Annotated in this window: 14 protein-coding genes; 6 read left to right on the top strand and 8 right to left on the bottom strand. The window is 72.1% G+C overall.

What is annotated here, in order from left to right; translation table 11 throughout:
• Window positions 1-7 precede the first annotated feature (7 nt).
• The 3 genes from G3I53_RS18225 to G3I53_RS18215 all read right to left on the bottom strand — a co-directional run bounded on the left by G3I53_RS18225 (window position 8) and on the right by G3I53_RS18215 (window position 2630).
• Window positions 8-628 (bottom strand): HAD family phosphatase, encoded by a 621-nt coding sequence (locus tag G3I53_RS18225; RefSeq protein WP_164334427.1) that lies wholly within the window; start codon window positions 626-628, stop codon window positions 8-10.
• Between the two features lie 194 nt (window positions 629-822).
• Window positions 823-1500 (bottom strand): response regulator transcription factor, encoded by a 678-nt coding sequence (locus G3I53_RS18220; RefSeq protein WP_164334428.1) that lies wholly within the window; start codon window positions 1498-1500, stop codon window positions 823-825.
• Entirely contained in the window at window positions 1497-2630 is a 1134-nt protein-coding gene (locus G3I53_RS18215; protein ID WP_164334429.1) for a histidine kinase, read from the bottom strand. The genes G3I53_RS18220 and G3I53_RS18215 overlap by 4 nt, the downstream gene beginning before the upstream one ends.
• Before the next feature lie 292 nt (window positions 2631-2922).
• Here G3I53_RS18215 and G3I53_RS18210 point away from each other — a divergent pair, with 292 nt between their 5' ends.
• On the top strand, window positions 2923-3291 hold the full coding sequence (locus tag G3I53_RS18210; RefSeq protein WP_203591895.1) for a DUF6223 family protein: 369 nt from the start codon (window positions 2923-2925) through the stop codon (window positions 3289-3291).
• A 119-nt stretch (window positions 3292-3410) separates the two neighbouring features.
• Here the strand turns inward: G3I53_RS18210 and G3I53_RS18205 are convergent, their stop codons facing one another.
• Window positions 3411-4001, bottom strand: a complete 591-nt coding sequence (locus G3I53_RS18205; RefSeq protein WP_164334430.1) for a hypothetical protein — start codon at window positions 3999-4001, stop codon at window positions 3411-3413.
• Between the two features lie 9 nt (window positions 4002-4010).
• Window positions 4011-4523 (bottom strand): hypothetical protein, encoded by a 513-nt coding sequence (locus tag G3I53_RS18200; RefSeq protein ID WP_203591896.1) that lies wholly within the window; start codon window positions 4521-4523, stop codon window positions 4011-4013.
• A gap of 287 nt (window positions 4524-4810) precedes the next feature.
• Here G3I53_RS18200 and G3I53_RS18195 point away from each other — a divergent pair, with 287 nt between their 5' ends.
• From G3I53_RS18195 to G3I53_RS18180, 4 genes are all read left to right on the top strand, one after another.
• Window positions 4811-7033 carry a helix-turn-helix transcriptional regulator gene (locus tag G3I53_RS18195; RefSeq protein ID WP_164334431.1) on the top strand — a complete coding sequence of 741 codons (2223 nt, stop codon included), beginning with the start codon at window positions 4811-4813 and terminating at the stop codon, window positions 7031-7033.
• Between the two features lie 14 nt (window positions 7034-7047).
• The gene (locus tag G3I53_RS18190; RefSeq protein WP_164334432.1) at window positions 7048-7605 is read left to right on the top strand and encodes an XRE family transcriptional regulator; all 558 of its coding nucleotides are present in this window, start codon (window positions 7048-7050) and stop codon (window positions 7603-7605) included.
• A 440-nt stretch (window positions 7606-8045) separates the two neighbouring features.
• Window positions 8046-8222: a hypothetical protein gene (locus tag G3I53_RS33985; protein ID WP_239063972.1), complete on the top strand. Its 177-nt coding sequence runs from the start codon at window positions 8046-8048 to the stop codon at window positions 8220-8222.
• A gap of 274 nt (window positions 8223-8496) precedes the next feature.
• Window positions 8497-9519 (top strand): alpha/beta hydrolase, encoded by a 1023-nt coding sequence (locus G3I53_RS18180; protein WP_164334433.1) that lies wholly within the window; start codon window positions 8497-8499, stop codon window positions 9517-9519.
• A gap of 108 nt (window positions 9520-9627) precedes the next feature.
• Here the strand turns inward: G3I53_RS18180 and G3I53_RS18175 are convergent, their stop codons facing one another.
• Complete coding sequence (locus tag G3I53_RS18175; RefSeq protein WP_164334434.1) at window positions 9628-10428, bottom strand: alpha/beta hydrolase; 801 nt, start codon at window positions 10426-10428, stop codon at window positions 9628-9630.
• A gap of 276 nt (window positions 10429-10704) precedes the next feature.
• On the opposite strand from G3I53_RS18175, the gene G3I53_RS18170 reads away from it, so the two are divergent.
• The gene (locus G3I53_RS18170; protein ID WP_164334435.1) at window positions 10705-11394 is read left to right on the top strand and encodes a restriction endonuclease; all 690 of its coding nucleotides are present in this window, start codon (window positions 10705-10707) and stop codon (window positions 11392-11394) included.
• Between the two features lie 150 nt (window positions 11395-11544).
• On the opposite strand, the gene G3I53_RS18165 is transcribed toward G3I53_RS18170, so the two are convergent.
• Together G3I53_RS18165 and G3I53_RS18160 are read right to left on the bottom strand one after the other, a co-directional pair.
• The gene (locus G3I53_RS18165; RefSeq protein WP_164334436.1) at window positions 11545-12444 is read right to left on the bottom strand and encodes an NAD(+)/NADH kinase; all 900 of its coding nucleotides are present in this window, start codon (window positions 12442-12444) and stop codon (window positions 11545-11547) included.
• On the bottom strand, window positions 12441-13487 hold the full coding sequence (locus G3I53_RS18160; RefSeq protein WP_164334437.1) for an SPFH domain-containing protein: 1047 nt from the start codon (window positions 13485-13487) through the stop codon (window positions 12441-12443). Before G3I53_RS18160 ends, G3I53_RS18165 begins: the two co-directional genes overlap by 4 nt.
• Window positions 13488-13595: the final 108 nt, after the last annotated feature.

Below are 13595 nucleotides of genomic sequence, written 5' to 3'. Positions count from 1 at the left end.
CGAACAGTCAGGAGACGTCCTGGAGATGAGCCGTGATCCGCGCGATCGTCCGGGCGTTGTCCTCGAACAGATGGGCCTGCATACCCACCGCCCGGGCGGCAAAGACATTCGGCTCCGCGTCGTCGACGAACAGACAGCTCTCCGGTCGCACCCCCAGGCTCGCGCATACGGCCCCGAAGGCCTCCGGATCCGGTTTCTCGACACCGATCTCGTGCGAGTAGACGATCCGCTCCACCAGTTCGTCGAAGGCGTACCGCCCCGACTCCCGCTCCCGGGCGCCGACGAAGCTGTTGCTCAGAATGCCCAGCCTGCAGCGCCCCCGCAGCGCCCGCAGCCCCCGCACATGAGCGATGAGTTCCTCGTTGGGCGCCCCCAGGTACTCCTCCCACAGGTCGGCCATGAAGGCGTCCACCTCGGCGACGGAGAGGCCCAGACGCAATCCCGCCTCCTCGTGCACCTGACGTTCACTGACCCGGCCGACGCTCCCGGCCTGCCACACGTCACGCATCCGCTCGTGAACGGTGCCGGGCGGCAACCGCAGCCGCTCCTCCCACCGTTGTACCCACCCCGTCTCCGGCGTGAGCTCCAGCACGCCGCCGATGTCGAGGATGACGCACGGTGTCGCCACGACATTCCCCTCCCTCTCCGTCGATGTCCCCGGCCGGCAGAAACCCCGCCCCCGTTCACCGGTCCTCCGGACGGGAACACGGGAACACTGTCGGCCTTCCCGCCGGGGCAGGGTCAAGCGATCTCGGGTTCCTGTGGCAGTTCTGTTGCGGCCCGTGGGGCGGGGGCGCGGCCCGGGAGGTGCCCGGGGGCGGGTCAGGGGCTGGTGCCCGGAGTGACCAGGCCGGACTCGTAGGCGAGGACGACGAGTTGGGCGCGGTCGCGGGCATGGAGCTTGGTCATGGCCCGGTTGATGTGGGTCTTGGCGGTCGCCGGGCTGATGACCAGCCGGTGGGCGATCTCGTCGTTGGACAGGCCGTGGGCGGCCAGGACGACCGCCTCGCGTTCGCGGCCGGTCAGCTCGGCGAGCCCGCTGCCGCTGCCGTCGCCTGCGAGGGTGCGCGGTGGCTGGGTGACGTACCGGTCGATGAGTCTGCGGGTGAGGGCGGGTGCGAGCAGCGCGTCCCCGCGGGCGGCGACGCGGACGGCGTGCAGGAAGTCCTCCGGAAGGATGTCCTTGACCAGGAAACCGGCCGCTCCGGCGCGCAGCGCGTCGAAGACGTACTCGTCCATGCCGTAGTTGGTCAGCATGACGACGTGGACGGCGGCCAGGGCCGGGTCCGCGGCGATGCGCCGGGTCGCTTCGATGCCGTCCATGACGGGCATCTGGATGTCGACGAGAGCGACATCGGGCAACAGCTCCCCGACGAGCGCCAGGCATTCCTGGCCGTCGGCGGCCTCGGCCACCACCTCGATGTCGTCCTCGAGGTCGAGCAGCGCACGGAAACCGCTGCGGATGAGCGGCTGGTCATCGACCAGGACAACCCGGATCACGAGGCTCCGTTCGTAGGAAGTTCGGCCTGTACGGTGAAGCCGCCCGAACTGCGCGGCCCGGTGTGCAGCCGCCCGCCCAGGGCCGTGACACGTTCCCGCATGCCGAGCAGCCCGAGCCCCGGCCCGAGCATCGGTGCACAGGGCGACACGGCTGTCCCGTCGTCGTCGACGCGCAGGGCGAGAGCGTCCGGCCGGTAGTCGATGAGCACCCTGGCCGTGGTGGCGGCGGCGTGCCGGGCCACGTTGGTGAGCGACTCCTGAACGATCCGGTAGGCGGTGCGGCTCACCGCGGCCGGCACGGGATGCGGATGGCCCCCGATGGTCAGCGTCGTCTCCAGACCGGTTCCCTGGAAGCGCTCCACCAACTGCGGGATGTGGTCGAGTCCGTGCGGCGGGCTGGTGTCGTCGTCGCGCAGCGCCTCCAGGGTGGCGCGCAGCTCCCGGCTCGCCTCCCGCCCGGCTTCCTGGATCGCGAGCAGGGCAGGGGACACCTGCTCGCCCCGGCGCCGCGCCACATGCACGGCCACCTCGGACTGCACCTTGATCACCGAGATCTGGTGGGTGAGCGCATCGTGCAGTTCCCGCGCGATGCGCAGCCGCTCCTCGTCGGCCCGGCGGCGCGCGGTCTCCTCGCGGGTGCGTTCGGCTTCGTCGGCCCGCCGTTCGGCCAGCCGCACCGCCTCACCGGCGGCGAAGGCGGCGATCAGCCAGGCGAGCTCGAGCGTGTCGCGGGCCTGCGCCAGGGCTTCGCGCGGGCCCGCGTCGTGCAGGACCAGGGCAGTGAGAGGCAGCAGAGCCAGCATCCCTACGGAGGCGGCCAGCGTGAAGGTGCGGTGCCCGGCGCGTACGGCACCGTAGACCGCGACCAGGTAGGCCACGGTGAGCACGTCGAACCCGGCCCCCAGATATCCCACCGCGCACAGCCCGGTGACGGCCAGGACCACGCGCGGCGCCCGGCGGCGCGCGGCCAGCGCCAGCCCGCCGGCCCCCAGCAGGAGGGCTCCGAGCAGCTCGCGCGCTCCGGACGGATGCGCCCCCGACAGCCCGGTGACCAGCAGCAACGCTGCCACGGCCAGGGCGATGGCCCCGTCGGTGACTGCGGCCGGGACAGCGAACCGTCCTTTGTCCATAGGTGCACCGTAGCCGGATGGGGTGGTGGGCGCGTCCGGCCTGTGGACGAGCGGACGGCTACCACGTCCGCGGTACCGGCGAGCCGCCTGCCGCCGCCGCGGTACCCGGGTGCCGCCACGGCGGCAGAGGGAAGTGTCCGCGTCTGCCGGACGACCGGCAGGACCGCCGGAGCGCATGCTCTGGAAGGCAGCACCCAAGCACGGAAGAGCACGGGAGCAGGAGCAGGAGCAGGACAGGCTGCCGCGGAAGAGAAGCAGAAGAGAAGCAGAAGAGAAGAGGAAGGGGAGCGACATGAGCGTTCCAGCAACACTCATGGCGGCCGCCGAGGGCGGCATCATCGGTGACGGACGCACCGGGGCCAACCTGGCCCTGGCCGCGGGCGCCCTCGGGCTGGCCATCGCCTGGCTGGTCCTGTCCCGCGCCGGCCGCCGCATGAGCACCGACCGAGCGCGCACCGGCGGGCTGGCGGCCATCGCGGCGGGAACGGCCGGCACGGTTCTCGCGGTACTGCACCTGGCCACCGCCAGTGGTGGTCCGGGCACCGGCAACGGCCTCGTCGGTGCCGTCGTGGCCGTCCCGCTGGGGCTGGGCGCCGTACTCCTCGGCCGCAGGGCCGTGACCCGCAGCGCCGCCCGGCCCGCCGATCGGACGACCGTCTGAAAGCCGGCTTGGAGACGTCCGCGTCCGGGACGTCAGCGTCCGAGGCGTAGGCGTTCGAGACCTAAGGGTCCGAGGCTTACGGCCGCGGCCGACGCGGCCCCCCGGCATCCCGGCCCCCGTCAGCCGAAGACGTCCAGGACATCCGCCCAGGAGGAGCCGCCACCCTCGGCGGGCCGGGGCCGCACCGGGCGCGGCTCCGGGTAGGTCTCCGCGGCGGCCCGCGCCCGGACGATGTCGGGCCCACCGCATGCCTCGACCGCGAAGGCTCCGAAGACCTCGGCGAACGCGGCCGGATCACGGCACTCCACGCCGAACGCCCGGCCGTCCCGCAGTGGTACCCAGACCACCCGGTCGCGGCGCGCCCATTCCCGCACCGGCTGCTCGTCGGCGGTCGACCGGCCCTCCAGCCACAGCCGTGCCACGTGGAGCAGGTTCACCTTCTCCATCGGCAGCCGCTTGCGTCGCACCCGCAGGTCACGCACCGTCAGCTTCACGCGCTGGTCCTTCTTCGGATACCAGACGACACCGACCCCGAAGGGCAGCCACAACATGAGCCCGATCAGCGGCCAGACCAGGGCGTCCCCCCAGGACCGCAGCAGCCCGCCGTCCAGGACCGCCAACGCCCCGAAGACCACCACCCACTTCGCCGTCATGCGCCAGAACCCGGTGCCCTGCCGGTACAGCACCTTCTGCTTCCCCGTCATCACCATGACCGCACGCTATCCGCCACCCTCGGCACTGCCGTAGGCCGTGCTCGACGGCACAGGCCCCGCGCTCGCCCCCTTGCCATCGGCCGGGCCGCCGCTGTCCACGCACATCATCGACATGACCACGGGCTCCTCCAGCCCCTGGGCCGCCTCCCCGGGCAAGGGGGCCACAACGGTCCAGTTGCCCTTGGCGAGGGTGAGCGTCTGGGCACCCATGTCGGGACCGGTTCGCCAGCCGTACTCGGAGCGGGCCCGTGCGAAAGCCGCCCGCACAGCGACCTCCGCCCGTGGCAGCGGATGCCGGCCGTGCAGCCGCTCCAGGCACCGTCCGGAGCCGTCCGACGGCTCCCTGTCCATCTCGATGCCCTCGGCCGCCAGGACCGACCGCACCTCCGACACCGCCGTGTCCGCGGACAGCGCAGCACCGGAGAACCGGGGCGGCAGCGGTTCGGGCGGCGCAGGAACACACGCCGCCACCCCCGTCAGCACCGTCGCGACCAGACCTGCCCGGACCGTACGCCGCATGCGCCGTCGAACGATGGTGCTCCGCCCCCTCTGCCCCGTACCCGTCACCATGACCCGCGGACCTATTGTGCCGCCCCGCCGACGCTTCACGGACCGCCGCCGCTCGACCGCAACACTGAGAAGCAGCAACAGGAGCAGCTTCCCGCGCGGTACGACGGAGGTCCGTACGAGGTGGGTTGTGGACGAGGTCAGCGTCCCCGGATGACGCAGACCATGTACGCGGAGGGTGCGCCCAAAGTGCGTGATACGTACGATCCCTGGTCTACAGTGGCGGCCAGGAGGTGTCCGTGTCCGAGTTGTTCGATGCGATCGACGCGCTGGTCGCGTCCCGCGCTCCGCTGCCGCCGCCGGACGAGCGCAGGCGTCTGCGCAAGGCCCACGGTCTGACGGTCGAAGAGGTCGCCACGGCACTGAAGGTACGCCGTGCCACCGTCAGCGGGTGGGAGGCGGGCAAGACCGAGCCGCGACCGCCGGAACGCGATGCCTACGCCCGGCTCCTCCAACAGCTCGCGGAACTCTATCCACCGCCCGCTGCCGTGGCCGTGCCGACAGAGGACGCAGCGGCACCTGCGGCCACGACCCCGCCCCATCCGAACGAACCGGCGACACCGGCGACACCGGCCACCCCACCACCTACGCACGTCCCCGGGACCCCCGCCCCGGCCCCCGCCCCCGCCCCGGGCCCCATCCCGAAGCCGGCCCGCACCTCCGCCCCCTCTCCGGTGTCCGCCCGCCCAGCCGCGAGGAAGGCAGCCTCAGCCGGCGCACCGGACGCACCCGAGTCGCGCTTCGCCAACGGGCCACTCGCCGTCGTGGATGTGGACGCCGAGGGCCACGTGCTGGCGTACTGCACCGGCGGTCTGATGCTGGAGGTGCCTGCCAAGAGCATCCCGGCCCTGGTCGAGTGGACCCTGCGCGAGGCGAAGCTGGGGCAGCCGAGGCTGTCGGGGCCGGGCAGGGACGCCGATCCGCTGCTCGTCCTCACCGGCGCCGCGCTGGAGCGCTACGGCCTGCCCGCCGCACTGTCGGACGGCGAGCGGCTGGCAGGGCGGATCGCGGAGGGCCACAAAGTCGTCAAGCAGCTGACGCGTGCCGGCTGGAAGCTCACCAAGCGCGGCTTCGGGCCGTGGGCCCGGATCTACCGTCCCGCGCAGGGCGGGGAGCGGTCCTGCGTGCAGTTGTGCATCCCGTCGTGGAACGCGCTGGACCCCCGGCACTGGGGCGCCGCCGCCGATCTGCCTCCGGCGGAGCTGGCCCGGGTTCTGGGCGTGTACGCGTCGAGGGTGATGACACCGTGCGGTTCGACCGCCGTGACCGGCCTGGAGCTGATGACCGTGCTGCACCCCCCGACCCGCGCCTCCCAGCCGGACGCGGACGGCCGCCGGCATTCCGAGCGCAACCCGGGCAGCCTGGGCAGCGACCCGGTGGACTGCGCACCGTGCGAGGCCCCGGACGGGCATCCGCTGCTGAAGGATCTGCCGCGTTTCCACGTCCGAGGCCCCGGCGAGAAGCTGTTCGAGGAGGCGTACGACTGGGCGCGGCCCATGACGGACGCGGAGTGCACCCTGCGCCACCTGGTCGGCATCGACGTCAACCTGGCCTTCGCCGCGGGCGCCAACGGCCTGAACGTCGGTCTGGGTGCGCCCACGCACGTCAAGTCCCCGGTGTTCGACCCGAAGCTGCCCGGCTCGTGGCTGGTCGACCTGTCCCACGTCGACCTGTCCCGCGTCAAGGCCGGCAAGGAGTGGGTGGAGCTGGACGGCGACCTGCTGCCCTCCCCGTTCACGCCGAAGGGCGAGCGGCCGACCGGCCCCGCCTGGTACGCCACACCCACCGTCGCCTACGCCCAGGAGCTCGGCTACGAGGTCCGCCCGCTGGAGGCGTACGTCCGCCACGACAACGGCCGTTACCTGGACGGCTGGTACCAGCGGCTGCGCGACGCGTACCTCGCCACGATGGCCGACCTCGGCGTCCACGCGGACATGGCCCCGGCCGACTTCCTCGCGGCGATGGACGGCTGGGCGGAGCGTGACCCGGAACTGGCGATCGTCGTGTCGGCGGTCAAGGCGACGGTCAAGGGCGGCCTGGGCAAGCTGCGTGAGCGCCCGCGCGGTGAGGGCTGGCGGCCTGGCGAGCCGTGGCGGGCGCTGTCCCGTCCGACGTGGCGGCCGGACATCCGGGCGGCGGTCATCTCCCGCACCCGGATCAACCTGCACCGCAAGATGGTCCGGCATGCGGCGTTCACCGGCCAGTACCCGGTGGCCGTCCTGTCCGACTGCGTCGTCTACGCGGCCGACGGCACCAGCCCGCTGGACGTCCTGCCCTACCGGGACGGCAAGCCGCTCCCCGGCGGTTTCAAGCTGGGCGTCAATCCCGGCCTCGTCAAGCACGAGGGAACCCAGAGCGTCCTGTGGGGCGAAGAGGTCCGTGAGCGCTTCGACGCTCCGGAACTCAACCTCGCCCGCTACATCAAGGACGGCACCGTCACCGGCGTCGACGACGGAGAGTAGGAGAGGCGGCCGAGATGAGCCTGTTCGGGGACGGCTTGGACGCCGCGGTGCACAAGTCCTTCACCCGCCCGGCACCCAAGAGCGCACCCGCCCAAATGCGGTACCTGGTCCGGCAGATGAAAGGCACCCGCGCGGTCGCCCAACTGCTGCGCGTCTCCCAGCGCACGGTCGAACGCTACGTCAGGAACCAGATCAGAAAGCCCCGTCCGGACCTGGCCGCACGCCTGGAGCGTGAGGTGACCAAGCGGTGGCAGCCACGGATCCGGGCGCGCGCCAAGGAACAGGCGGCGAGCACGGGAGGCATCGTCATCGACACCCGCGCCCGCCTCGGCTACACCGCCCCGATCGGCTCGACGGACCAGGACCGCATCCGGCACCTGACCGTCGCCCTGCCCCCCGTCTACGCCGCCCGCCTCTTCGACGCCCAGGAGGCCGGCGCGGACGACGCCCGGCTGCGGGAGATCGCGGCCGAAGCACTCAAGGAGGTCTACTTCCAGGACGGAGGCCGCCGCGCGGGCAGCCTGGAGGAGGTCCGGTTCACCGACATCGAGCACGTGGAGTTCGAGCTGTAGAACACGGAGAATCCGAACCGTGGAGACTGCACCGGCGTCGAAACCGGCCGGCTGCCGCCCATGGGCTGCGACGTGGATGATGTTAACTTCGGTCGCATGCCTGAACTGATCGCGCCGACAGCCCGACTGCACTCCTCGTGGCTCGCCGCGCGTGACGAATGGCCTCCGGGCGCCCACCAGGACGGCACGGGCCTGCGTCTCGCCCCCGATGCCGCCGCCCTCGACAGCCCCGGCGTCTTTTCGGAGTGGGTCGCACGCCTGCACCAGCAATCGGACAGGTCGGTCGCCGTGGGCGAGGAGCGCGTCCACGCCACCCACTGGTGGATCGTCGAGGGCTCCGACTACCTGGGAGCGATCGACCTACGGCACTACCTAAACGCCCTCCTGCTCGACATCGGCTACAGCATCCGGCCCTCCTGCCGGAGGCGCGGCCTGGCAACGTGGGCGCTCGGGGCCGTACTCCCGAGGCCCGAGCACTCGGCCTGGACCGCGTCCTCGTCACGTGCGACGACGACAACACCGGGTCGCGCCGCAGCATCGAACGCAACGGCGGCGTCCTGGAAGACGTCCGCACCACCACCGCGGGCATCAAGCGCCGCTACTGGATCACCCTGTAGCCGATCGTGCGACGGTGCGGATCACGCCCCCCGCCGTCTCCGACAGCGATCTACACGGTGCCGTAAGCCTTCCGGCCCGCTTTCTGCGGGCCCCGTACATGATCGCTGTGCCCAGCGGCATGGACGCCCGACGGGACCCGACCCGCACCCTCGCTCGTCCCCGCCGTGCGACCGGTGGGCGCTGGTGGGACGATGAGAACGGCGTCCGTCCGGCCCGCAACTGACCCTTGGGCCCTCCGGCTCCGCGGGGCCTTCACCGGTTCCGGGAGGCTGTATGTCCTGGTTCCCCTCCCACCGTCACGGTGCACGCAGCGCCGTCGCAGGACTGCTGCTGTGCGTGCTGCCCTGGGCCGGCACCGGCGCGGTCGCCGCCGCAGCGGACACCGACCCCGATCCACCGCCGGCCGCGCGTACTGAAGCCGGTGACCATGAGGTCAGCGGACTCGTGGACATAGGCGGCGGGCGCAAGATCTACGCAGCCTGCAAGGGCACCCACGCCCGCAGCGGCTCTCCGACGGTGGTCCTCATCGCGGGCAAGGGCAACGGCGCCGAGGACTGGATGTCGATCCTGGACCCGGATGACCCCGTACACGACGCGCCCGGCGACGACCTGCCCTGGCGGCAGAGCGGCATACACCGCAGCAGCGACTCGGTGTTCTCGCAGGTCTCCCGCTTCGCCCGGGTGTGCACCTACGACCGCCCCGACGTCCGCGCCACAGGCGGCGACGTGTCCACGCCCAGGCCGCAGCCGCACACCGTCGACGCCGACGTGCACGACCTCGGCGCCCTGCTGACCGCCCTCGGCGAGCCGGGCCCCTACGTCCTCGTGGCGCACTCCTACGGCGGTCTGATCGCCACCCTCTACACGCGCACGCATCCGCAGCACGTCGCGGGCCTGGTGATGGTGGACGCCGTCACCGAGCGCATGGCCGAGGTCGCAAGCCCTCAAGCGGTGAAGAACTGGGACGCCTCCAACGCCCAGACGTCACCGGAGTCGAGAGAAGGAGTGCGTCTCCTCGACGCCTTCAAGAAGATCAACGCCGCCGCCGACCCGCCCGCCGTCCCGGCCATCGTGCTGTCCGCCGACAAGCCCTGGCGTGTCGACCTCCTGCCCCCCGAGGCGAGAAAGGGCGAACAGGTCACCTTCGAGGACTGGCTGGCCTCCCAGCAGCGCCTCAGCGAGGCACTCGGCGCCCAGAAGTACATCACGAACACCGACAGCGGCCACGACATCTACCTCTACCAACCCCGCCTGGTCATCGACGCGATCCGCGACGTCGTCACCACATCATCCTGAACCGTCTGCCTGGCCCCCTGGCGGATGCCTGTCGCCGGACGCGGAGGTCATGCAGGAGCCGATGGCTGCGGGCGTGCGCCCCGCCCCACTGAGCGGCCGACTTCCTTCTCAGTTCAGGCCGTTGAGGAAGTCCGAGACCACGCTGTGCAGGATCTCGGGCTGCTCCAGGTGCAGGTCGTGGCCGGTGCCGAGCATGCTCAGGGCCATGGTGGCGGGCCGTCGGCGGAGCATCTCGTCGGCTTCCTGTGCGGAGAGGAAGCCGGACTGGGCCATGACGACCAGGGTGGGACAAGCGACCTGCCCCCACTCGTGCCAGAAAGAACGCCGCGCGTTCTCGGCCAGGGAGCCGACCATGACGTCTCTGTCGAAGCGCGGCCACCACCCATCCGCGCGTTCCTCCAGCCCGGCCGCCCAGCCCGCGCCGACCGGTCCGCCGCCGAAGAACGCGGCTGCCGCTTCGCGTGAGGGAAACGGAGTCGGCCATGAGTCGAGCCATCCGCCGATGTCCTCGCCGACGCTCGGGTTCGGACCGCCGGGGCCGGCCTCGACGAGCACGAGGGCGCGAACCAGCCCGGGATGCGCGGCGGCGGTGAGCATGGCCGTGTGCCCGCCCAGCGACTGGCCGACCAGGACGGGCCGCCGCAGCCCCAGCTGATCCACGACGGCCAAGACGTCGGCGACGTAGGCGGCCCGGGAGACGTCCACCGGATGGCGCTCGCTGACGCCGTGCCCGCGCTGGTCGACCGCGACGACCCGATACCGGGAGCTCAACCTCCGTGCCAGCGCGTCCCATTCGCCCGCGTGACCAGCCAGACCGTGCAGCAGCACAAGGGGCTCACCGGGCCCGCCCCAGTCCCGGCATACGAGCCGGACACCGTCGCGCACCACTGTGTGTTCAGACCATGACATGTCAGCCCCCGGAAAGTCGGCTGGCCCTGATCATGCCGCAACCGCGTCGGCCCTCTCGACGAGCAGGCGCTGGGCCGGTCCCGAAGCGGGCGACATCGTGCCCGTTGACCACCGGGTCCCGCGCTATTCAGCCAGGTCCGACGGATTTATGCCGTTCGTCGGCAATCCGCCTCCAAGATCGCCGACGCCCGGCTACACAGGATGCTCCGGCTGGACCGCACAGGCCGGCCGCGCGCACATGACGGGACCGGGAACAGACGGGGGACTGGGGGAGCGATGGCAGCACGTCGATGGCACCGGCGCCTGAAGAAGCGCACGCGCAGACGGCTACAGGGCGTGGCGGCCCTGATGGCGGCGGCAGCCGTGGTGTGGGCGGTCCGGAACTGGTCGGTGGTGTGGCCCGTCCTGGTCTCGGTGCTCGCCGCAGCCGTGTTGGGCGGGGCCGGATGGAAGCTGCTGCAGGCGCACCGTAACGCCGTCGGCGAGGACCGCGCGTGGCGGGCGCAGGAGGAGGCCCGGGCGCGGGAGTTGTCGATGGCCGAGGTCGACGCCTTGTCGTGGCAGGACTTCGAGGCGTACGTCGCCGATCTGTGCCGACGGGACGGCTGCACGAAAGTCGAAGTCAGCGGCAAGAGTGGCGACCTGGGGGCAGATGTGGTCGGCTACCTGGCCGACGGCCGCAAACTGGTCGTGCAGTGCAAGAAGTACGCGCCGCACCGGAGTGTGTCCTCGCAGGACATGCAGAAGTTCGTCGGCACCGCCCGCCCCGAACACGGCGCCGACGTCGCCCTGTTCGTCACCACCTGCCGCACGTTCACGAAGGCCGCGCTGGGGCTGGCCGTGCGCCAGGACATCGTGGCCCTGCACCGCGACCTGCTGGGCGCCTGGGTCAAAGGCGCTCATCTGGAGACCCTGATCCCGCTGAACGGACACGGCGGTGGCGCCAGGCGGCGCCCCGCAATCTGACCCCGGCGGCGTCATGAAGCGCGCTTTCGCCGTCACTGCGCCCCGGCACCAGGGGCCACCAACACCCCCGGAGTCGGCCGCGACCCGCACCTCGAACAACCGGGGCGCCGCACACCGCCCTTACAGAGGCAAGGCAGGCCGAGCCCGGTGTCAGAGCAGCAGGCGCAGGGCCGTGTCACTGATCCCCGCCCGCAGGCTCTGGCCCCAGGTCAGTGACAGCGCGTCCGACTCCATGCCGTCGCCGAAGACGACCAGACGGTCGCTCTCGACGGTGACCCGCAGCCCCTCGGCGCCGGACAGGGCGCCCGCCGAGCGGGAGGTCCCGGTCGCGGGCGACGGCCAGGCTTCGCGAACGAACCACAGCAGACGCCGCTCGGCCGGAGCGGGCAGCGCCAGGGTGCTGCCGCGCTCGAGCCACAGCGAACGCAGCCACCCTGTCGCCCCGGTCCCGGTTCCGACGATGATGCCCGACGACGCCTGTGCCTCCGGGGCCGCGCCGTCGTGGTCGGGGCCGATCCGGTAGCGGACGGTCTGATGGCCCGCCGGGCCGAGAAAGATCTCGTTGAGGGCGACCAGCCGCTGAGTGTCGTCCGCCACCGCCTCCACCATCGTCAGTTCGTCCGCCGCCGCGCCCCGCTGGGCGGCGGCCCGCAGCAGCCTGCCGGCGTCTGCAGGCCGGTGGCGTACGAGTACGCCCGGATTGCGGCCGGGATCGGTGTCGATCCCCACCACCGGCTGTCCCGACAGGTACTTCGCCGTGTTGGCGACGAGGCCGTCCTGTCCCACGACCACCACGATGTCCTCCGGGCCGAAGAGGAACCGGTCGAGGTCGGCCCGTTCGACGCGGGCCTGCCGCCAGGTCAGCGGTATCGCGGCCGCCACGTCGGCGATGGCACGCGCCGCGCGGTGATGGCGTTCGGCCACGTCGGTGATGCTCCTGCCCCGTGAGGCGAGGAAGAACTCCGCCTGCCCGCGGGTGCCGTGCCGGGCGAGCAGTTCCTCGTACTCCGTCGTCCGGTGGACGAGCACGGCACGCGGGGCGAGGCTCACGGCCGTGCCTCCGCCACGGGTTCGTCTCCGTCCCCGGCCGCCGTCGGCGCCGCCGCGCCGAGCTTGGCCAGCAGGCCGGTGAGGACGTCCGGCGACAGGGTGAGGCTGTCGACGCGGGGCAGGTTCTCGGCGAGCCGGGTGACCGCCAGCGCGTGCAGCACGGCCGGGCCCACCTCCGCGTGGACCCTCAGCCAGGCAGCCTGCGTCTCGGCCCGCGCCGCGCCGGTGCGTTCCGCCGCCTCGGCCTCCGCGCGGGCCAGGCGCACCATGCGGGAGGCCTCGGCCTCCGCCCGTACGGCATCGGCCGCCGCGTTCTCCTCGGCACGGCGGCGTGCGTTCGTGCCGTTCTGCTCGACCAGTTGTTCCTCACGGCGAGCGAGTTCGATCTTGCTCGCCAACTCGTTCTCCGCGATGGCCCGTTCACGCTCGACCGCCACCGCGCGCCGCTCGTAGGTGGCGCGGTCCGCCTCCTGCTGGATCTGTTCCCTGGCCGGCGTGCGCAGTGCGCGCTCGACCTCCGGCTCGGGCCGGACGGCCACCACGCGCACGGCGACCACCTGGATGCCGGTGGCGGGCAGGCGGGGGTCGGCGGCGAGACCGCCGCTCACCCGTTCGCGGACCGTGGCGACGCCGTCGGCGAGGGCCGACGCCAGCGGGGTGCGGGCGAGCACGTCGAGGGCGTGCTGCTGGGCGGACTCGGTGAGCAGGGTGGCGATCTGCTCCAGGGGTGCGCCGCGCCAGGCACCGGAGTCCGGGTCGATGGAGAAGTCGAGGCGGGTGGCGGCCGTCGCCGGGTCGTGGATCCGGTAGGTGACGGTCGCCTGGACGCCGACGTCCTGGAAGTCCGAGGTGCGTGCGTGAAAGGCGACGGCCAGTTCCCGGTCGTCCACGGGCACTTCGGAGAGTGAGGCGGTGAGCGCCCGGAACCAGAAACTCAGCCCCGGGCCGTCGTGCACGAGCCGGCCGTTCCGGTGGTACCGCACATGGGCGGTGGGCGCGGAGCGCAGGTGACGCCAGCCGAGGCGTGAGGTGATGTCGGCCATGTGACCCCCCTTTTTCGTCGTCATGACGATATCCGCCGCACCCTCCTATCGTCAAGGAGACGAAAACCCCCACTGTCCTGTACCTGCAGCCTTCCCGGCCGGGCAGCG

Source organism: Streptomyces sp. SID14436 (assembly GCF_010548465.1).
Classification (GTDB): Bacteria; Actinomycetota; Actinomycetes; order Streptomycetales; family Streptomycetaceae; genus Streptomyces.
The sequence above is the reverse complement of the archived record's forward strand: the minus strand, read 5'-3'. Positions and strand labels throughout refer to the sequence as shown.